Here is a 19,056-nt window from a genome sequence, read left to right on the forward strand (position 1 = left end):
GGCCGGAAGGCCTACGCAGAAATGGGTTTTCGCAATCGCATGGACGCACTAATGCGCTGCGCATGCGTGTAGACCTTTTCAATTTTGAGCTTCCCCAGGACCGTATCGCCTTAAGGCCGGTTCGCCCGCGCGATGCGGCGCGCATGCTGGTTGTTCGCGGGCAAGATGCACCTTTCGTGGACGCTGGCGTTCTGGACCTGCCGAAAATGCTGCGGCCCGGCGACGTTCTGGTCTTCAACGACACGCGCGTTTTGCCTGCGCAATTGGAAGGTCGCCGCGTGGGCGGTGAGGCCCGTATTGGTGCGACATTGCACAAGCGATTGGACCTGCGCCGTTGGCAAGCCTTTGTCCGCAATGCCAAACGCGTGAAAGAAGGCGATCAATTGATCTTTGGCGGAGGCGTTACCGCCATTGCGCAAGACCGCTTCAAGGACGGTTCGATCACGCTCTTTTTCGAAGGGGATGAGCCGGTTGAAGTCCTGCTGGACCGGGCAGGGACAATGCCGCTCCCACCTTACATAGCATTAAGGCGCGGCGTGGATGAGCAGGATTTGTCCGACTACCAAACCATGTTTGCCGCCGAAGATGGCGCAGTGGCCGCCCCCACGGCCAGCCTGCATTTTACACAGCGCCTTGTCGAAGCGCTGGATGCACGCGGTATCGGGCGCGAAACGCTGACATTGCATGTGGGGGCTGGGACCTTTCTTCCGGTAAAGGCGGATGACACGGACGACCACCAGATGCACTCGGAATTTGGCCGTATTTCCGCTGCAACAGCCCAGCGCCTGAACGAAGCGCGCGAGGCGGGCGGGCGGGTTATTGCGGTTGGCACCACCTCCCTGCGCACCCTTGAAAGCGCGGCGGGAGAAGACGGGAAACTGCGAGAGTTTGCCGACGACACTGACATCTTCATCACGCCCGGCTATCGCTTTCGCGTGGTCGACGGGTTGATGACGAATTTCCACCTTCCCAAGTCCACTTTGATGATGCTGGTCAGCGCGCTGATGGGGCGTGAGCGGATGATGGACGCGTACACCCATGCGATCCAAAACGATTACCGCTTTTATTCCTATGGTGACTCATCGCTGCTCCTGCCCTAGCGGGTGTCACTATGTCCGATCCTATCCTTTCCATTAGCGGCCTCAGCAAGGTCTATTCCGGCCCAAAAGGCGGCGGCGTGAAAGCGCTCGACAATGTCGACCTCGATATTCGCGAAGGAGAGATTTTCGCGCTTCTGGGACCGAATGGTGCAGGCAAGACGACTTTGATCGGGGCTGTGTGCGGTTTGGTTCGGCCAACCTCGGGCACCATCACCGCCTTTGGCAGTGACCTTGCCAGCGATTGGCGTTCCGCAAGGGCTCGCATCGGTTTGGTCCCGCAAGAGCTTTCGACCGATATGTTCGAGACGGTTTGGCGCGCGGTTTCCTATTCACGCGGTCTGTTCGGCCTTGCACCCGACAAGGCGCGGATCGAGGAAATCCTGCGCTCGCTCAGCCTTTGGGAGAAGAAAGACAGCCAGATCCGTGAGCTTTCCGGCGGGATGAAGCGCCGGGTGTTGATCGCAAAGGCGCTCGCACATGAACCCGACCTTTTGTTCCTTGATGAACCGACCGCAGGGGTCGATGTCGAACTGCGCAAAGGGATGTGGGAACAGATCGGTGCCCTTCGTGACAGGGGCGCGACGATCATTCTGACGACCCACTATATCGAAGAGGCAGAATTGATGGCGGACCGGGTCGGCATCATTCGTAAGGGCCGCATCCTGATGGTCGATGATAAAGCGTCGATCATGCAGCATATGGGCAGCACCGAAGCTGTGCTCACACTGGCTGAGCCGTTGGACGCTGTTCCGGCAAGCCTTGCAGAATTTGCACTGACGCTGGGCGAGGGCGGGCGATCGCTCATCTATCGCGGTGGCGGGGCCGAAGAGACGCAAGGCGGCAATGCTGAGGTCGCAAGGCTGACTAAGGCATTGATTGCAGACGGTATTGACTACACCGGGATCGACATTCACGATTCCTCGCTTGAGGATATTTTCGTCGATCTGGTTTCTGCCCGCGAAGAGGAGCCCGCATGATGGCCCTCTCAAGCGTCTTCAACGTGCGCAGCGCATGGTCAATCTACAAGCGTGAACTGATGCGCGCGATGCGCACCGCGTTTCAGTCCATCTTATCGCCAGTGCTGACCACATCGCTTTATTTCATTGTGTTCGGAACCGTTATTGGCGCGCGGATGGAGCCTGTTGACGGTGTCTCTTACGGGGCATTCATCATACCGGGCCTGCTGATGCTGACCTTGCTGGGTGAGACGACGAGCAATTCCTCTTTCGGCATCTATATGCCGCGCTTCACCGGCACGATTTACGAGCTTTTGTCCGCGCCCGTTGGGGTGGGCGAAACGCTGGTTGGCTTTGTCGGAGCGGCCGCGACCAAGGGCCTTATCCTGGCGGCGATTATCCTTGGAACAGCAACCTTCTTTGTCGATTATGAGATTAGGCACCCGCTTGCAGCCATAGGCTACATCATGCTGGTTGCGGCGAGCTTCTCTCTGTTTGGATTTATCTTGGGGCTTTGGGCGGACAGCTTTGAAAAACTTGGGATTATCCCGCTTCTGTTCCTGACGCCGCTGACGTTCCTGGGCGGGACTTTCTATTCGATTGATGACCTCCCTGGTGTCTGGTCCACCATCGCCTATGCCAACCCGATCGCCTTTTTGGTCAGCGGCCTTCGCTGGACGTTTTATGGAACGTCTGATGTGTCGATTTGGACATCGCTTGGCATGACATTCGGCTTTTTGGCGCTGTGTGTTGGCGTCATCGCTTTCATCTTCAAGACCGGTTGGCGGTTGAGAGAATAATTCGCACATGACCCGTTTTTCCTTCGATCTTCACGCTACAGATGGCCGTGCGCGCACTGGCAAAATCACGATGCAGCGCGGCGAAATCCGTACGCCTGCATTTATGCCTGTCGGCACGGCTGCGACAGTCAAGGCGATGAAGCCCGAAAGCGTGCGGGAAATCGGCGCCGACATCATCCTTGGAAATACCTATCACCTGATGCTGCGCCCTGGGGCAGAGCGGGTGGCGCGCCTTGGCGGGCTTCACAATTTCATGAAATGGGATCGCCCGATCCTCACCGACAGCGGCGGTTATCAGGTGATGAGCCTCTCCGACCTTCGCAAATTGACCGAGAAAGGCGTCGAATTTCGCAGCCATATCGATGGCTCCAAACATATGCTGACGCCAGAGCGTTCGATGGAAATACAGCGCCTGCTTGGCTCCGACATTGTCATGTGTTTCGACGAATGCCCGCGCGCAGACCGTCCGCGTGACGAGATCGCCGCTTCTATGGAGCTTTCCATGCGCTGGGCCAAGCGCAGCCGTGATGGCTTTGACAGCGGCGAGGGACACGCTTCGCGCTCAGCCCTGTTCGGCATTCAGCAGGGCGCATTGGACGAAGACCTTCGCCGTGTCAGCGCGCAAAAGCTCATCGATATCGGCTTTGACGGTTATGCGGTAGGGGGCCTTGCCGTGGGTGAGGGGCAAGAGGCGATGTTCGGAGTGCTCGATTACGCCCCCGAAATGCTACCCAAGGATAGGCCGCGTTATCTGATGGGCGTTGGCAAACCCGACGATCTGGTCGGCGCGGTGGAACGCGGGATCGATATGTTCGATTGCGTCCTTCCGACACGATCAGGTCGCAATGGGCAGGCCTTCACCTGGAATGGGCCGATTAATTTGCGCAATGCAAAGTTTGCCGAAGATCAAGAACCGCTAGACCCGGCGTCCGATTGTTCCGCCTCGCGCGATTACTCAAAGGCGTACCTGCATCACTTGCACAAGAGCCACGAGATCCTGGGCGCAATGCTTCTTACCGAGCATAATCTCGCCTTCTATCAGGCTTTGATGCAGAAAATGCGTGATGCCATCGCGCAAGGCACTTTTACTGCATTCGCGGCTGAGTTTAGGCACAATTACCTGAGCAAGTGAGCTTTGACAAAGCTCTGATACTTCGTAATATTAGCTCCATATTGTGATGGGGCCAAAATTCATGAAATCGACTGTTCCGGGCCTTTGGGGCCTTTTTTCGTGCGTCCTGCTTGCGGGCTCGGCTTTCACCTCGCCTGTTTTGGCGTCGGAGGCTGAAGAGGATGCGAAACGCTTTGGTGCACGTTCTTCCGTGCTCGACATCAGCCTCTCGCCCAGCGGCACAAAGCTTGCGTGGATTGCGCCGGGCCCCGGCCATACTGAACAGCTCTTCGTGATCGATATGGAGGATGGCAAAGGCGTCACCCCGATAAGCACCAATTCCGCAGTCCACGCTGATCTTTCGCGCTGCGAATGGGCAACGGACGAACGGCTCGTGTGTGAGATTTACGGGATGAGCAAGGCGGGAGACGGTGTGCTTGTCCCGTTCACTCGCATGTTCACAATCGGCGATGACGGGTCAGATGTTACCTCCCTGACCGAACGAAGCACCTCGCGCTCGCTGGGTTTCAATCAGGATGGCGGCGATATTGTTGCTCTTGATATTGAGGGCGAGGAAGGCCGCCTTCTTATGACCCGCAACTATATTCCCGAACGAACGACCGGCACCCGCATGGCAAGCAGCAAAGAAGGGCTGGGTGTCGACCAAATCGATGTTGAGAACGGTAAGCGGCGCACCGAACTGCAACCAGACGCCGGTGCAGATTATTACATTGCCGATGACAAGGGATATGTCCGCCTAAAAGCGCGCAGTGCAACCGATAGCAGCGGTTATGTGAAGGACAGCCGCATGTATCTTGTGCGTGAAAGCGGCAAGAACAATTGGGAGCGGTTGGCTGATATCACGTTGAACGGCGAGCAAATCGAATTCACACCTGCGGCCATTGATGCCGGTTCAAATCAGCTTTTTGCCTACAGCACGATCAATGGGTACGTTGCGTTAGTCGGCATCCCGCTTGATGGTAGCGGAACAGCGAAGATCATCGCAGCGCGCGATGATGTCGATGTGGACGGTCTTGTGCGTATCGGCCGTCAACGCCGCGTGGTCGGCGTCAGCTACGCCACGGAAAAGCGCGCGGTTGAATATTTCGACGAAGAGCTAGCATCATTGGCAAAAGCGCTGGGCCAGGCTCTGCCAAAACAGCCTCTGATCAATTTTGCAGGTGCGAGTTCGGATGAGAGCAAACTCATCATCATCGCATCCTCAGACACCGATCCGGGGACGGTTTATCTCTTTGATAAGGGGGCAAAGAAGCTCGAAGTGCTGTTGGCGATGCGCGATCCGTTGGTGGATCGCACAATGGGAGAGATGCGGCCGATCACTTTTCCGGCAAGCGATGGCACGCAAATTCCGGGGTATTTGACCCTGCCGCCCGGTTCCGATGGAAAGGGCTTGCCCGCGATTGTGCTCCCCCATGGCGGCCCTGCGGCACGCGATTATTGGGGTTTTGACTGGATGGTTCAATTCTTCACAGCCCGCGGCTTTGCCGTTCTCCAACCCAATTTCAGAGGGTCGGCAGGTTACGGCGAAGCATGGTTTGGCCGCAACGGATATCAGGAATGGGATGTTGCCATTGGCGATGTGAACGATGCGGGCCGGTGGATGATTTCCGAAGGAATTGCAGCCCCCGACAAGCTTGCTATCGTTGGCTGGTCTTATGGCGGCTATGCGGCGCTGCAATCGCAAGTGGTGGATCCGCAGCTCTACAAAGCGGTCGTCGCCATCGCTCCTGTGACAGACCTTGAATATCTGCGCTCTGACGCGCGCGCATACACCAATTTCCGGTTTCGTGATGAGCAGTTGGGGCGTGGGCCTCACATCGACGCAGGCAGCCCACGTCGTCATGCGGAGAAATTCGCAGCACCCGTTGCCCTGTTCCACGGGACGCTGGACGTTAATGTGGATGTGCGCCACTCCAAGGGCATGGCCGATGCGCTGAATGATGCGGGCAAGCCGGTGACCTATGTGGAGTTTGAAGACCTTCGCCATGGCCTTCGCGACAGCGATGCCCGCACCAGGATGCTGGGATCAATTGATAGTTTCCTGACGCAGAGCCTTGGCCGCTAAATCTGGCGGTCGAAATTGTCATAGAAACCCCTCTCGACAAATCCGCCGCAAGAGGCCAAGTGCCTTTGCATGAACGACACTTCCGCCAGACTGCCCGAGACTGCAAAACTCCCTGAACAGTGCGAAACCATGATCGATGTGCGCGCCGGAGTTGATGCGACCGACCGCGAACTTGTGGCACTTTTGGAACGGCGCTTTGGCTATATGCGCGCGGCCGCCCGGATTAAGCCAACGCGCGATGCGGTTCGTGATGAAGACCGCAAAGCCAGCGTCATTGCCGCCGCCGTTGCGGAGGCAGAGGATCGCGGACTTCCCGGTGATTTGATTGGCGAGCTTTGGGAGCAGTTGGTCGAAGGCTCCATCGCCTATGAATTTGTCCATTGGGACCAAATTCGCGACTAGCCTTTGCCAAGGAATGCGGCGAGACGAGATGTCTTCATCTCAGGTGATTTCGGGCGGATTGAGCGCGCCATTTTCTCAATCTTGGCTGTCCATTTGTCGATGTGCTTCTCTGTGCCACCGCCTTTGATTACACCGCAAGGTAGGAACCGCACTGGGGCGAAGCCGACAAAGCCTAAGATCTGACCCTTCCAGCGTCTTATAATGGAGTTGCCGTAGAGAAGGCGCAGAAAGAAGGGCGGGGTGTCCATCGTGGCGATCACATCCGCTGAACGCCCCTCAAGATATTTGTCCCACAGCATCCCTTTCTCGTGAAACTGGTACATAAATCCGGGCAGGAAGAGGCGGTCGATCAGGCCCTTAAGCTCAGCTGGTTCAGCGCCCCACCACATCGGGAAGGCGAATACTGCGTGATCGCAAGCGTCGAACTTTTCTGCGAGCAATTGAATATCCGGCTCCCAATCGGTGCGCTTGAGATAGCCATGCTTGAGGTTGGGTTTGAATTCCATATCGCGCACATTCACGCGCGTTATCTCAGTGTCTGAAGGCAGAGCGGCTTGGTAGATATCAAGAAGGTGCGATGAAAAACGTCCCTCATCGGGATGGCCGTCAATCAGTAGTATGTTCATCTTGTTGATCCCTTTTCATGCCAACCTTGCAAAAAGAGCTCCAAAAGAAAAGGGCGGCCCAATCGGACCGCCCTGAATTCTTGTCTGATGTTCGCTCACGGTAATTAACGCGAGTAGAACTCGACCACGAGGTTTGGTTCCATCGTTACCGGGTAAGGCACTTCGTCAAGCTTCGGCACGCGGGTGAACTGCACCTTGTCGTTGCCATCCGGTGCAACGTAGTCAGGAATTTCACGCTCTGGCAGGCTTTGCGCTTCGATCACGAGGACCATTTCCTTGGCCTTGTTGCCGAGGCTGATGACATCGCCCACGTCACAGCGACGCGAAGGAATGTTACACTTTACACCGTTTACATAGATGTGGCCGTGGTTGACGATCTGACGCGCTGCAAAGATCGTTGGCGCGAACTTGGCGCGGTAAACGATCATGTCGAGGCGGCGCTCGAGCAGGCCGATGAGGTTTTGGCCGGTGTCACCCTTCAAGCGGGTTGCGTCTTTGTAGGTTGAGCGGAACTGCTTCTCGGTCACGTCGCCGTAATAGCCTTTGAGCTTCTGCTTTGCGCGAAGCTGAAGACCGAAGTCGCTCACCTTGCTCTTACGACGCTGACCGTGTTGGCCCGGGCCATAAGAACGCTTGTTCACTGGAGAATTTGGACGGCCCCAGATGTTTTCGCCCATCCGGCGGTCGAGTTTATGCTTGGAGCTCTTACGCTTCGACATATGTCTTTCCTTTAAATTTGCCTGGCCTACCCCCCAGTCACATTGACCAGCGGCAGGCGTTGAACCCGGCATCGCACCACTAAGCCGATTTGCTCAGTGCGGTCGCCGCTTCACCGGGGTGCGGGACCAATCTTGCCAGCGCGCGTATACAGTGCCGCGCGTCTAAATCAAGTTTAATCGGAAACGTCTTTGTCGGGTCGGCCCAGAGAGGTGAGAACCCCGCGCAAGGTGCGCACCTCAAGGTGGTTCCAACCCGGCTTTGTCAGCACCGTGCGAAGGGTGCGCCTTGTCGCTTCTGCACGGGCCTCTGGATAGAAATACCCCTTTGGGCCAAGCATCCCTTCAAGATGCGCGATCAGGCCCTCAAGCTCGTCCTGCGGGGCAGGGGGAAGGGTGTCTTCCTCGGCTGTAGGCTGGACCAGATCGCTTTGTTCAAGCTCACGCCCGATGCGCGACCATTCATAAGCGGTCAGGATTACCGCTTGCGCAAGGTTCAGCGAGCCAAATTCAGGATTGATAGGCACCGTCAGGATATGGCGAGCAAGCGCCACGTCTTCGGTTGCCAAACCAGATGCCTCCCGCCCGAACAACACCGCATGCCGCCCGTTTTGCGAGTGCATCAGGCGGGCTGCATCATCTGGGCCCACGACAGGCTTGGTCACCCCCCGCTTGCGCACCGTGGTGGCGTAAACATGCTCGCAGTCAGCGACGGCCTCTGCAGTCGTTTCGTAAATCTTCGCCTCGTCCAGAACGGTATCGGCACCCGCTGCCGCTGGCCCGGCGCTCGGGTTTGGCCAGCCATCACGCGGGGCAACGATGCGCATTTCCGTCAGCCCAAAGTTGAGCATGGCGCGCGCAGCTTTACCGATGTTCTCACCCAATTGCGGGCGCACCAGCACGATGATCGGCTTATTGCTCACAGATCAGTCTTTAGCCGCATCAGCAATCGTGCTGGCAAACTCTTCGAAGTCCTTGGCCTCAGAGAAATCGCGGTAGACGCTGGCAAAGCGGATGTAGGCGACCGAATCCAGCTGCTTCAAACCATCCATCACCATCTCGCCAATGCGCGAGGAGGGCACCTCGGAATCGCCAGCGGTCTCAACCTGGCGTTGAATTCCGGAGACGAGCTGATCGATGCGTTCCTGTGATACCTCGCGCTTGCGACAGGCGAGCGAAACCGATTTTTCAAGCTTGGAGCGTTCGAACGGTTCGCGCCGGGGTTCAGAGCCGTCGAGGCCCGTTTTCACGATGACAACTTCGCGCAATTGCACGCGTTCGAATGTGGTGAAGCGTGCGCCACACGAATTGCACTGACGACGCCTGCGAATCGAGGTGTTATCCTCGGTCGGGCGACTGTCTTTCACCTGCGTGTCGTCATGGGCGCAAAAAGGGCAGCGCATATGGGGTGCTTAGCTTTCCGGATAGACCGGGAAGTCAGCGCACAGCTTGGCGACGCGGCCCCGCACGCTTTCTTCGATCTGTGCATCACCTTCCGGGCCATTCTTCGAAAGCCCGTCGACGACTTCGGCGATAAGCTGGCCAATCTGACGAAATTCAAGCGGGCCAAAACCGCGCGTCGTGCCCGCTGGCGTTCCTAAGCGGATACCAGAAGTCACAAAGGGTGAGCGTGTGTCGAAGGGAATGCCGTTTTTGTTGCAAGTGAGCCATGCGCGGTCGAGGCCAGCTTCTGCCGCTTTACCAGTCACATCCTTCGCTGTGAGGTCGACCAACATAGAGTGGTTGTCCGTGCCGCCTGAAACGATGCGAAGACCATTTTCTTCAAGGCTCGCAGCCAGTGCGCGGGCGTTTTCAACGATGCGGTGCGCGTAGGTTTTGAACTCAGGCGCCAGCGCTTCTTTGAACGCCACCGCCTTGGCGGCCACGACATGCATCAAAGGACCGCCCTGAAGGCCGGGGAACACCGCCATATTCAATGGCTTGGTAAATTTCTCGTCATTCCATAGGATGATGCCGGAACGCGGGCCACGAAGGCTTTTGTGCGTTGTTGAGGTCACAATGTCGCAATGCGGGAAGGGCGAGGGATGCGCGCCGCCAGCAACGAGGCCGGAAATGTGGCTCATATCGCACAGAAGGACCGCGCCCACTTCATCGGCAATAGCGCGGAATGCCGCAAAATCCCATTGGCGCGAATAGGCGGTGCCGCCGCAGATGATGAGCTTTGGCTTGTGCTCGCGCGCGGTAGCCGCAACCGCATCCATATCGATCAGTTCTTCGCCCTCGGTTACGCCGTAGCTGACCGGATTGAACCACTTGCCGCTCATATTGACGGGCGAACCATGGGTCAGGTGACCGCCAGAATTGAGGTCGAGGCCCATAAAGGTGTCGCCGGGCTCAAGCATGGCAAGGAACACCGCCTGGTTCATCTGGCTGCCCGAGTTTGGCTGCACATTGGCAAAATTGCATCCAAACAATTGCTTGGCGCGCTCAATTGCCAGTGTTTCGACCACGTCGGCATAGTCGCAGCCGCCATAATAACGCTTGCCCGGATAGCCTTCGGCATATTTGTTGGTGAAGACGCTGCCAGTCGCCTCAAGCACAGCCTTCGAGGCGATATTTTCCGAGGCGATCAGCTCGATCTTGTCCTGTTGACGCGCGAGTTCCTTGCCAACGGCTGCCGCGATTTCGGGATCGGCTGTCGCCAGATCATCATGCCAGAAGCCGCTCATCGGGTCGGTTAGGGTCGAAGGGTTAGTGCTCATTGGTGTGTCTCGATGTGATCTGGGCCAGAATCTGGAGTTGCAGGTGGATTGCCGAGCTTTGCAACGCGGCGTTGATGACGGCCAGCCGGATCACCTTCATCGGCAAACTGAGTGGCAAGAAACGTAGCTACGCAAGACTTCGCCATTTCGATGCCTGTTAAACGCGCACCCAAGGCAATGCAGTTTGCGTTGTTGTGTTCCCGCGCAAGGGCTGCGGACAGTGGCTCTGACACAAGCGCGCAGCGAACGCCGGGATGGCGGTTGACGCTGATCGAAATGCCAATGCCCGATCCGCACAAGGCGACACCGAATTGGGCTGTTCCATCGGCAATGACACCAGCAAGCTTGTACCCATAATCGGGATAATCGACGCTTTCCCCGGCTTGTGGGCCCAGGTCAGCGACTTCATGCCCTTCTTCCATCAACCATTCAGCAAGCTCAGCTTTCAGGTCCGTGGCGGCATGATCAGAGGCAATGGCAATACGCATGACGCGCTACATAGTGTGGTGATGCGTTCGACTCCACCCCGATATCATGGCTTTTCGACGTTTCCGGCCATGCAAAGGCTCTAACGCTTGATAGCAGGCGCGCGATGTTTCATGCCGTGCGCTTGATGATTGGTCAGCTTTCAGGTGTAATCCCATGCGTTTCGTGATGTTTTGTGCTCTTTTGCTCGCCTTGGGTGCCATGGGGTCGGCAGGTGCACTTGCCCAGACCGCAAATGAACCCGCCCTCGAAGCTGCACAGGTAAAACGCGCATCCGCTATTGCTGCCGGCCATGGCGCTGTTGTCCTTTCGATTCGCAGCGAGATTTATCTGGAAGAGCCGCTGGACGTATATTTCCTGCGCGAAGGCGGCGATGTTACCAACGCAGCCGATGTGATCAGTTTCAGGCGCAAACAGAGCTTCTTCGCCTTTGGCAATTCCACCGTTGAGTATCAGGTGCGCGCCTACCAGTTGAGAGCGGGCACATATCGTTTGATAGCCCACGGTATCGACTGCCCCAAAATCCCGGCTGAGGATGAACGGTGCTTGGTTGATCGCAGAGGGCTGACGGGTACGGTCGAAGTGTCGCGTCCTTCGCGTGGATACGGCGGGGGCGCGCCCACTTTTGAAGTCCGAGAAGGAGTGCTCACCAACGCAGGCGAATTTGCACTGACCGCGCGCAATACTATCGAATGGTCAGCAATTCCGCCCAAGGAATTTGGCAAGGTCAGCCAGCGGTTTCGAGGTCTGAAAAGCGGCCCTGACCCGGTGATCCCGGATGGCTTTAAGCTTAAATACGGGCTCTTCCCGCGCAGTTTCGAAGATGATCGCGGGCGCCGCTATTAAGGGCAGGACCCTAAGTCAGCGTGCAACTCAGCCCTTCGACTTTTTGAGCGATTTGTTGAGCCATTTCCAGAGCATGTCGATTTCGCCGGCGGCCTTTCCGTCAGGTGCAAGCTCGCTGGCGGTTTCGCCCTTTGCGCTTGAACGGTGGAAGTCGGCGCGCTCTCCCAATTCTACCGGGCAAATCTCGAGCCCCATTTGCCGAGCTGCTTTGCGGGCGTCTTCTGCAAGCTTGGTCGCGCCAGTGGGCACCGCGTTTAACACCACATAAGCGGGCGTCTTCGCGTAATTCACAAGGTCAGCGATGGGTTCAAGTGCGGCCAGATCAAAGGCACGCGGGCGAGTTGGGATGAGGACGATGTCCGCTGCCTTGATCGCCTCGCGCGCTGCTGCATCGGCGTGGGGAGGGGTGTCCACCACCACAAAATCTACGCCGTTTTTCTTCGCGCTTTCAATTGTGCGGCCAAGCCGGGCAGGGGGAGCTGTCACCACAACGGGCAGGAAATCCCCGCGCCAATCGCTCCACGCAGCCGCCGTTGCCTGAGGGTCGGTGTCGACCACGCAGGATTCGTGTTTCGCCGCCGCCGCGCGGGTAGCCAAATTGACCGCAAGCGTGGTCTTACCCGAGCCGCCCTTCTGGCTGACGATGGCGACAGTTATGGAGTTTGACTTTGGCATGGGATGTTCCCGTGATCTTTAAGCGTTCACGATCCCCCAACTGGCTATATATTGCAAGTGCGAAGGTAAAAGCCAGCCTAGCTGCCTTAGCCTACGCCTGCTGCTTGGAGCCGTTCAATCACTTCAGGGTTTTTTTGAAGATAGTCGACCACTTTGGCCTGGATTTTCTCGACCTCAACCTGCTGCGCAGCGTTCACATCTGAAAAAAACGCCTCATTAGCCGCAGCAACCGCGGGGTCTGCCAAAAGCCCTTGGGCGCTGGAAAAATATCGCTGTCCGCTTGGAGTGGTGGCAAAAGCACGGATGTCTTGAAGCTCGGACAGAGTAAACTCCCGCGTGTAAGCAATCGCGGTCGATTTGATCATGCTGGGCAGATGTTTGACGATCATGGGCCGCATCACCTCGGGCAATGAAGCGAGAAAGTCGTCCATGATTGCCTTGATGCCTGGCTCTTCAAAGATCGGACCAGTCATAAACGATCCCGCCATCTGGTTGCCCATGGTGGTTGCTGTGTCGATCATCGCTTGCTCGCGTGTGTCGGGCGGAAACACGACTTCCATAATCGCCATGGCTTCAGCAAGCTCATCAGCAGGAGGAGTGTAGGTGTCCGTTTGAGCAAGAGCGGGGGTGGTGAGCAAGAGAGCGCCCGCTCCCAAAGCGAGAGTTTTCAGGAACTTCATCTTCGGTCCTACTACTGATCCAAGAATGACCGCATCTTGCGGCTGCGGCTCGGGTGCTTCAATTTGCGCAGCGCCTTTGCCTCGATCTGACGGATACGTTCACGGGTAACGGAGAACTGCTGGCCCACTTCTTCGAGCGTGTGGTCGGTGTTCATACCGATACCAAAGCGCATCCGCAGAACGCGCTCTTCACGCGGGGTGAGCGAGGCGAGCACGCGGGTGACGGTTTCCTTGAGGTTTGCCTGAATAGCAGCATCCACAGGGATGATCGCGTTCTTGTCCTCGATAAAATCACCAAGGTGCGAATCTTCTTCGTCACCGATTGGCGTTTCGAGGCTGATCGGCTCTTTGGCGATTTTCATCACCTTGCGAACCTTCTCCAATGGCATGGAGAGACGCGCTGCCATTTCTTCCGGCGTCGGCTCGCGGCCTTCCTCGTGAAGGAACTGGCGGGACGTGCGGACCAGCTTATTGATCGTCTCGATCATGTGGACCGGAATACGGATCGTGCGTGCCTGGTCGGCAATCGAGCGGGTGATCGCCTGACGGATCCACCACGTCGCATAGGTCGAAAACTTGTAGCCGCGGCGGTACTCAAACTTGTCGACCGCCTTCATCAGGCCGATGTTGCCTTCCTGAATAAGATCAAGGAATTGCAGGCCACGGTTGGTGTATTTCTTGGCGATAGAGATCACCAGGCGAAGGTTGGCTTCGACCATTTCCTTCTTGGCGATACGCGCTTCGCGCTCGCCTTTTTGCACCATGTTGACGATGCGGCGGAACTCCTCGAGCGCCATGCCGGTGTTAGCCGCAATATCGGTGATTTCGGTGCGGATGCGGTCAAGCGCGCCTTCTTCCTTCTCAGCGAAGGCGGCCCATTTCTTGTCCTTGGCCGCACGCTCAGCAATCCAGGCGTCGTCGAGCTCATTGCCGACGTAGGATTTGAGGAAGTCAATCCGCTTGATCTTGTGGCGCTCAGCAAGGCGCAGCATCTGGCCACCCAGGGCGGTCAAACGGCGGTTAAAGGCATAAAGATTGTCGACAAGAAATTCGATTTTCGCAGCATGGAACTGCACGCTTTCGACTTCTGCGGTGAGCTCTTCAGAGAGCTTTTCATACTTGTTTTCTTTGGCTTTCGGGAACACGCCGCCATCCGCGAGCACTTGAACCCGCTCAAGCTGAAGCTTTTCGAAGCTTTTGAAAAGCTTGGTAATCCGGGCAAAACGCTCAATCGCGTCTGGCTTAAGCGCCGCCTCCATTTGCGCCAGAGAAAGAGTGTTGTCCTCCTCCTCTTCATCGTCTTTTTTGGAGCCTTCGCCCTCCTCGCCGTCTTCGTCATCTTCTTTGTGATCTTCAACTTCATCGTCGTCGTCACGGATGGTCGGGCCAGCGGTCTCTTCGGAGATCTCGCCGCCTTTTTCAGCTTCCTCGTTTTCCTCTTCCATCTTGTCAGGCGGAGGCTCTTTGGAAAGCATCGCGTCAAGATCGAGGATTTCGCGAAGCTGCATGTCTTCGGAATTTAGCGCTTCGGACCATTGGATGATCGCGTGGAATGTGATCGGGCTTTGGCAAAGGCCCATGATCATCATGTCGCGGCCCGCTTCAATGCGCTTGGCAATCGCTATCTCGCCCTCGCGGCTGAGCAGTTCCACCGCGCCCATTTCGCGCAAGTACATACGCACAGGGTCATCGGTGCGCTCACCCGTGCCGGTCTTCTTGGCAGCAGGTTTCGCAGCAGCGGCAGGCTTTTTCTTCTCGTCGTCGACTTCCATCGCTTCGACTTCGGCTTCCTGTTCAGCCTCAGCTTCCGCTTCCTCGTCGTTTTCGACAATCTGGACGCCCATTTCGGACAGCGCGGTCTGGATATCCTCGATCTTGTCTGGGCTCATCTCTCCCGAAGGCAAAGCAGCGTTGAGCTCATCATAAGTGATGTAGCCCTTCTTCTTTGCCTTGGTCATGAGCTTCTTCACCGAAGCTTCATTGAGGTCGATCAGCGGTGCGTCGTCTTTGTCGGTCGCTTTTGCACTCGAGGCCATATATCTCGTCAGTCCGTATAGCTTGTGATTGTTTGGGCCTGGGTCCGCTATCGAACCGCAGCTTTTGCAACCACCTAACTGTTTATCCCACTCCGGATCGCAAAACCCGGAGCAACTCAGATCAGCCGGCTGTCCGGCTCTTCTTTCGCCCAAATTCCTTGAGCCGCTCTTCAACTGTGAATAGCTGTTCTCGCAATCTGACTTGCTCTGCCAAAGCCCCTTCCGGGTCTTCATCAAACCGCGCGATCGTCGCTGCCATAGCAGCTTCGAGCGCTGGCTTTTGGGCCAGCAGCGATACAGCTTCAGCCAATTCCTCGCGCGCTTCACCGGGGTCTGTGCCTTCTCGAAGAAAGGCGAACTGTTGGTTTACCGGTGGGGCAGGAATGCCTTCATCGCTCGATATGGCGTTTGTGGTGTGCGAATCAAGTGTTTCCGAGAGCTCCATCAACGATTCTATCGCAGGGGCGGCATTTGGGTCGAGCTGCGCAAGGCGTGAGAGTGCCTCGGAATGGGCCGAAATCTGTTCGGGAAAGCGCACAAGCCCGGCGATAACGGCGGACATTAGCGAGGCGCGTTGCCCGCCTGACATGGCGCGGCCGAGGCGTTCACGCCCCTCTTGCGAAAGACCGGGTTGCGGAGCCTTTCGGTTTTGCCAGTTGCCGCGGTTTTGAAACTGGCGCTGCGGCCCAAGGTTGTCACGGCGCGGGAAGGCAAATGCAGAAAACCGGTCGAGGAGTTCGCGGCGGTAGAGCGCCTGAATGTCCTTGTTCTCGATCGTATCGACATGCTCCATGAGCCGCGCTTTGAGCCCCGCTTTGGATTCTGGACTGGACAGCGGCTGTGCATCGCGTTCCCCTTCCCAAAGGGCATCGAGCAGGCTTTTGGGATTATCGAGCAGATCCCCCATCGCCTTGGGACCATCGCGGTTAATGAGGTCATCAGGGTCCATGCCGCTGGGCAGGCGCACAATCGAAAGGGATCGCATGGGAGCAAGCAAGGGAAGGGCGCGCGAAATTGCCCGCATCGCGGCACGCTCGCCTGCTTTGTCTCCGTCAAAGCACAGGATCGGCACTTCAACCATGCGCCACAGCATCTCAAGCTGTGTTTCCGTCAGAGCCGTTCCTAGAGGCGCAACCGCATCCCCGAACCCGGCCTGAGCCAGCGCGACCACATCCATATAGCCTTCGACCACAATCACGCGGCCAGATTGGCGCGAGGCAGGCGAGGCACGGTGGAGATTGTAGAGCGTGCGGCCCTTGTCGAAGAGCGGCGTGTCGGGGGAGTTCAGATATTTGGCAACCCCGTCGCGTTTATCCATGATCCGACCACCAAAGGCGATCACACGGCCCCGTGCATCCTGAATGGGGAGCATGACCCGGCCACGAAAGCGGTCATAGGTGGTGCCATCGTCGGTCTTGATCCGCATGCCGGTTTCAACCAGCATTTCGTCATCATACCGGGCAAGCGCACGGTTTAATGCCTGCTTGCTCTCTGGTGCGTAACCAAAGCCGAACTCTTGCAAGGTTTCAGGCTTAAGCCCGCGACCTGTCAGATATTGCATCGCCTCGCGCCCATCGGAACTGCGCAGATTGTCAAAAAACCACGCTTGCGCATCAGTGGTCACATCGATGAGTTCAGCGCGTTTCTCTGCCTTCTTCGCCGCGATGGGATCAGGGGCAGGGACCTCCATTCCCGCTTCCGCAGCAAGTTCCTTGCACGCATCGATAAACGACAGCCCCCGCTGCTCCGTCATCCAGGAGATTACATCGCCATGCGCCCCGCAGCCAAAGCAGTGGTAAAACCCCTTCTGATCATTGACGTAGAAGCTCGGCGTTGCCTCGTTATGGAACGGACAACAGGCCTTCCATTCACGCCCCGCACGGGTGAGCTTGGTCGAGCGATTGATCACGGTTGATAGCGTGATCCTCGCTCGCAGCTCGTCCTTCCATTGCGGGGTGATCGACATAGGTTCAAAGATGCTCGTGTAGGCGCGCCTCAGCAAGCGCGGCGGTGGACAAGTCTGTGTTTAGCTCAGCGCCGCCTTCACAAGCCCGCTCGCCAGTTTCCCGTCGAGAACCGCGCCGTGCTTCGCCTTAAGAGCACCCATAACCTGGCCCATGTCCTTCATGGATGAAGCGCCGGTTTCGGCCTTGATCGCCTCAATCGCGGCCTTGGTTTCGTCCTCGCTCATCATCTGCGGCAGGAACTCCTCGATCACGGCAAGCTCAGCCGTTTCCTTGTCGGCCAGTTCCTGACGGCCGCCGGTTACGTACATCTCAATCGATTCGCGCCGCTGCTTGGCCATTTTCTGCAGAACGCTGGTCACCAGAGCATCGTCTTCGATCTCCTTACCAGAGGTGCGTTCTTCAATATCGCGGTCCTTGATCTTGGCGCTGATCTGGCGAAGCGTTGCTGTGCGCTCCTTTTCTTTGGCTTTCATCGCGGTAATGGTCGCTGCTTTGATGTCGTCACGGATCATCGTAATTCACGTCTTTCTTGTGGATGGATTGGTTTGATGCAGGGCTTAGCCGAAATATAGCCTGTGAGATAGGTTGACGTGAGGCCCCCACAAGCTTAGCCGGTGAGACTTAGCGACATTGCTGTAAAACCTTTGCTTGGAGAGCCCCTAATGGCTTCTGCTCCCTCTCGTCCTGCGCAACCCAAAGGTGCGACAGGTTGTCTTGTTCTGGCCGACGGAACGGTTATCTGGGGACGGGGCTTTGGCGCGGTCGGTGATGCGGTGGGCGAGGTGTGCTTTAACACGGCCATGACCGGCTATCAGGAGGTGATGACCGATCCCTCTTACGCCGCGCAGATCGTGACGTTCACCTTTCCCCATATCGGCAATGTCGGCGCGAACAGCGAAGACGTCGAAAGCGTGGTGGAGGGCGCAGTGGGCTGCGTCGTGCGCGAAGATGTGACCGAGCCATCAAACTTCCGCAGCCTCGAACGCTTTCAGGAGTGGATGGAGAAAAACGGCAAAATCGGCCTTTCCGGCGTAGACACCCGCGCTCTAACCCGCCGCATCCGCCAGTCAGGCGCGCCCAATGCGGTGATTGCGCATTCGACCGATGGCAAATTTGACATTCCCGCCCTTATCCAGCGTGCGCAAGAGTGGGCTGGGCTGGAAGGCATGGACTTGGCGGTCCGCGTAACCCGCGCGGGTCAAGAAGATTGGGAAGGCGGCTATTGGCGCTTGGGCCATGGCTACGGCCGCGCCGCTCACGATGCGACCCCGCATGTGGTCGCGATCGACTATGGCGCGAAGGACAATATCTTTCGTAACCTCGTTCGCGCTGGTGCCAAGGTGACTGTGGTGCCTGCCAAAACCGCTTACGACGACATTATGGCGCTAAAGCCTGACGGCGTGTTCCTCTCCAACGGTCCCGGAGACCCTGCGGCGACGGGCGAATACGCGGTGCCGGTTATTAGCAAGCTGCTCGCGGCCGATATGCCGCTTTTCGGCATATGCTTGGGCCACCAAATGCTGGCTCTCGCGGCAGGCGCTAAGACGATCAAAATGCACCAAGGCCACCGGGGTGCAAACCACCCGGTTCAGCGTGTTGGCGAGGGCTGGGGCGAGACCACGGGCATGGTTGAGATCACCAGCATGAACCACGGCTTTGCGGTGGATGCGGACACTCTGCCAGAGACGCTGGAGCAGACCCATGTGAGCCTCTTCGACGGCTCCAACTGCGGGATTGCGGTGAAGGGCAGACGCGCGTTTGGCGTGCAGTATCACCCGGAGGCGTCACCGGGGCCTCAGGACAGCTTCTACCTCTTTGAGAAGTTTGTTGGGGGGCTGGGTTAGTT

At 57.4% G+C, this 19,056-nt stretch carries 19 protein-coding genes; 8 read left to right on the forward strand and 11 right to left on the reverse strand.

Annotated features, from left to right (window positions below):
• The first annotated feature begins 62 nt into the window (after window positions 1-62).
• From queA to EH31_RS01250, 6 genes are all read left to right on the forward strand, one after another.
• Window positions 63-1,100 (forward strand): tRNA preQ1(34) S-adenosylmethionine ribosyltransferase-isomerase QueA, encoded by a 1,038-nt coding sequence (queA, locus tag EH31_RS01225; protein ID WP_034957606.1) that lies wholly within the window; start codon window positions 63-65, stop codon window positions 1,098-1,100.
• An 11-nt stretch (window positions 1,101-1,111) separates the two neighbouring features.
• Window positions 1,112-2,077, forward strand: coding sequence for an ABC transporter ATP-binding protein (locus tag EH31_RS01230; protein ID WP_034957607.1), 966 nt, complete (start codon window positions 1,112-1,114; stop codon window positions 2,075-2,077).
• Window positions 2,074-2,856 carry an ABC transporter permease gene (locus tag EH31_RS01235; RefSeq protein WP_241765797.1) on the forward strand — a complete coding sequence of 261 codons (783 nt, stop codon included), beginning with the start codon at window positions 2,074-2,076 and terminating at the stop codon, window positions 2,854-2,856. The genes EH31_RS01230 and EH31_RS01235 overlap by 4 nt, the downstream gene beginning before the upstream one ends.
• A gap of 7 nt (window positions 2,857-2,863) precedes the next feature.
• Window positions 2,864-3,988, forward strand: a complete 1,125-nt coding sequence (tgt, locus tag EH31_RS01240; protein ID WP_034957608.1) for a tRNA guanosine(34) transglycosylase Tgt — start codon at window positions 2,864-2,866, stop codon at window positions 3,986-3,988.
• A gap of 61 nt (window positions 3,989-4,049) precedes the next feature.
• On the forward strand, window positions 4,050-6,053 hold the full coding sequence (locus EH31_RS01245; RefSeq protein WP_051698841.1) for an alpha/beta hydrolase family protein: 2,004 nt from the start codon (window positions 4,050-4,052) through the stop codon (window positions 6,051-6,053).
• Between the two features lie 69 nt (window positions 6,054-6,122).
• Entirely contained in the window at window positions 6,123-6,455 is a 333-nt protein-coding gene (locus EH31_RS01250; RefSeq protein WP_051698842.1) for a chorismate mutase, read from the forward strand.
• Here EH31_RS01250 and EH31_RS01255 read toward each other — a convergent pair.
• From EH31_RS01255 to EH31_RS01280, 6 genes are all read right to left on the reverse strand, one after another.
• Window positions 6,452-7,081 carry an NAD(P)H-dependent oxidoreductase gene (locus EH31_RS01255; RefSeq protein WP_034957609.1) on the reverse strand — a complete coding sequence of 210 codons (630 nt, stop codon included), beginning with the start codon at window positions 7,079-7,081 and terminating at the stop codon, window positions 6,452-6,454. The genes EH31_RS01250 and EH31_RS01255 overlap by 4 nt on opposite strands.
• A gap of 104 nt (window positions 7,082-7,185) precedes the next feature.
• The gene (gene rpsD / locus EH31_RS01260) at window positions 7,186-7,800 is read right to left on the reverse strand and encodes a 30S ribosomal protein S4 (RefSeq protein WP_034957610.1); all 615 of its coding nucleotides are present in this window, start codon (window positions 7,798-7,800) and stop codon (window positions 7,186-7,188) included.
• A 173-nt stretch (window positions 7,801-7,973) separates the two neighbouring features.
• Entirely contained in the window at window positions 7,974-8,720 is a 747-nt protein-coding gene (locus tag EH31_RS01265) for an RNA methyltransferase (RefSeq protein WP_034957611.1), read from the reverse strand.
• A 3-nt stretch (window positions 8,721-8,723) separates the two neighbouring features.
• A complete protein-coding gene (nrdR, locus tag EH31_RS01270) occupies window positions 8,724-9,200 on the reverse strand; it encodes a transcriptional regulator NrdR (protein ID WP_034957612.1) in 477 nt (158 codons plus the stop codon).
• A gap of 9 nt (window positions 9,201-9,209) precedes the next feature.
• Window positions 9,210-10,520: a serine hydroxymethyltransferase gene (glyA, locus tag EH31_RS01275; protein WP_034957613.1), complete on the reverse strand. Its 1,311-nt coding sequence runs from the start codon at window positions 10,518-10,520 to the stop codon at window positions 9,210-9,212.
• On the reverse strand, window positions 10,517-11,008 hold the full coding sequence (locus tag EH31_RS01280) for an RpiB/LacA/LacB family sugar-phosphate isomerase (protein ID WP_034957614.1): 492 nt from the start codon (window positions 11,006-11,008) through the stop codon (window positions 10,517-10,519). Before EH31_RS01280 ends, glyA begins: the two co-directional genes overlap by 4 nt.
• Window positions 11,009-11,162: 154 nt before the next feature.
• Here EH31_RS01280 and EH31_RS01285 point away from each other — a divergent pair, with 154 nt between their 5' ends.
• A complete protein-coding gene (locus EH31_RS01285; RefSeq protein WP_152553423.1) occupies window positions 11,163-11,852 on the forward strand; it encodes a hypothetical protein in 690 nt (229 codons plus the stop codon).
• A 27-nt stretch (window positions 11,853-11,879) separates the two neighbouring features.
• Here the strand turns inward: EH31_RS01285 and parA are convergent, their stop codons facing one another.
• The 5 genes from parA to EH31_RS01310 form a co-directional block, all read right to left on the reverse strand.
• Window positions 11,880-12,527, reverse strand: coding sequence for a ParA family partition ATPase (gene parA / locus EH31_RS01290; protein WP_034957616.1), 648 nt, complete (start codon window positions 12,525-12,527; stop codon window positions 11,880-11,882).
• 86 nt (window positions 12,528-12,613) lie between these two features.
• Window positions 12,614-13,207: a DUF2059 domain-containing protein gene (locus EH31_RS01295; protein WP_034957618.1), complete on the reverse strand. Its 594-nt coding sequence runs from the start codon at window positions 13,205-13,207 to the stop codon at window positions 12,614-12,616.
• Window positions 13,208-13,218: 11 nt separating this feature from the next.
• On the reverse strand, window positions 13,219-15,243 hold the full coding sequence (gene rpoD / locus EH31_RS01300) for an RNA polymerase sigma factor RpoD (RefSeq protein ID WP_034957619.1): 2,025 nt from the start codon (window positions 15,241-15,243) through the stop codon (window positions 13,219-13,221).
• A 121-nt stretch (window positions 15,244-15,364) separates the two neighbouring features.
• Complete coding sequence (dnaG, locus tag EH31_RS01305; RefSeq protein WP_034957620.1) at window positions 15,365-17,209, reverse strand: DNA primase; 1,845 nt, start codon at window positions 17,207-17,209, stop codon at window positions 15,365-15,367.
• Between the two features lie 60 nt (window positions 17,210-17,269).
• Window positions 17,270-17,722 (reverse strand): GatB/YqeY domain-containing protein, encoded by a 453-nt coding sequence (locus EH31_RS01310; protein WP_034957621.1) that lies wholly within the window; start codon window positions 17,720-17,722, stop codon window positions 17,270-17,272.
• 150 nt (window positions 17,723-17,872) lie between these two features.
• Between EH31_RS01310 and carA the strand changes: the two genes are divergently transcribed.
• A complete protein-coding gene (carA, locus tag EH31_RS01315; RefSeq protein WP_034957622.1) occupies window positions 17,873-19,054 on the forward strand; it encodes a glutamine-hydrolyzing carbamoyl-phosphate synthase small subunit in 1,182 nt (393 codons plus the stop codon).
• The last annotated feature ends 2 nt before the right edge of the window (window positions 19,055-19,056 follow it).

Origin of the sequence: Erythrobacter longus (genome assembly GCF_000715015.1) — a bacterium.
In the GTDB taxonomy this organism is placed as follows: Bacteria; Pseudomonadota; Alphaproteobacteria; order Sphingomonadales; family Sphingomonadaceae; genus Erythrobacter; species Erythrobacter longus.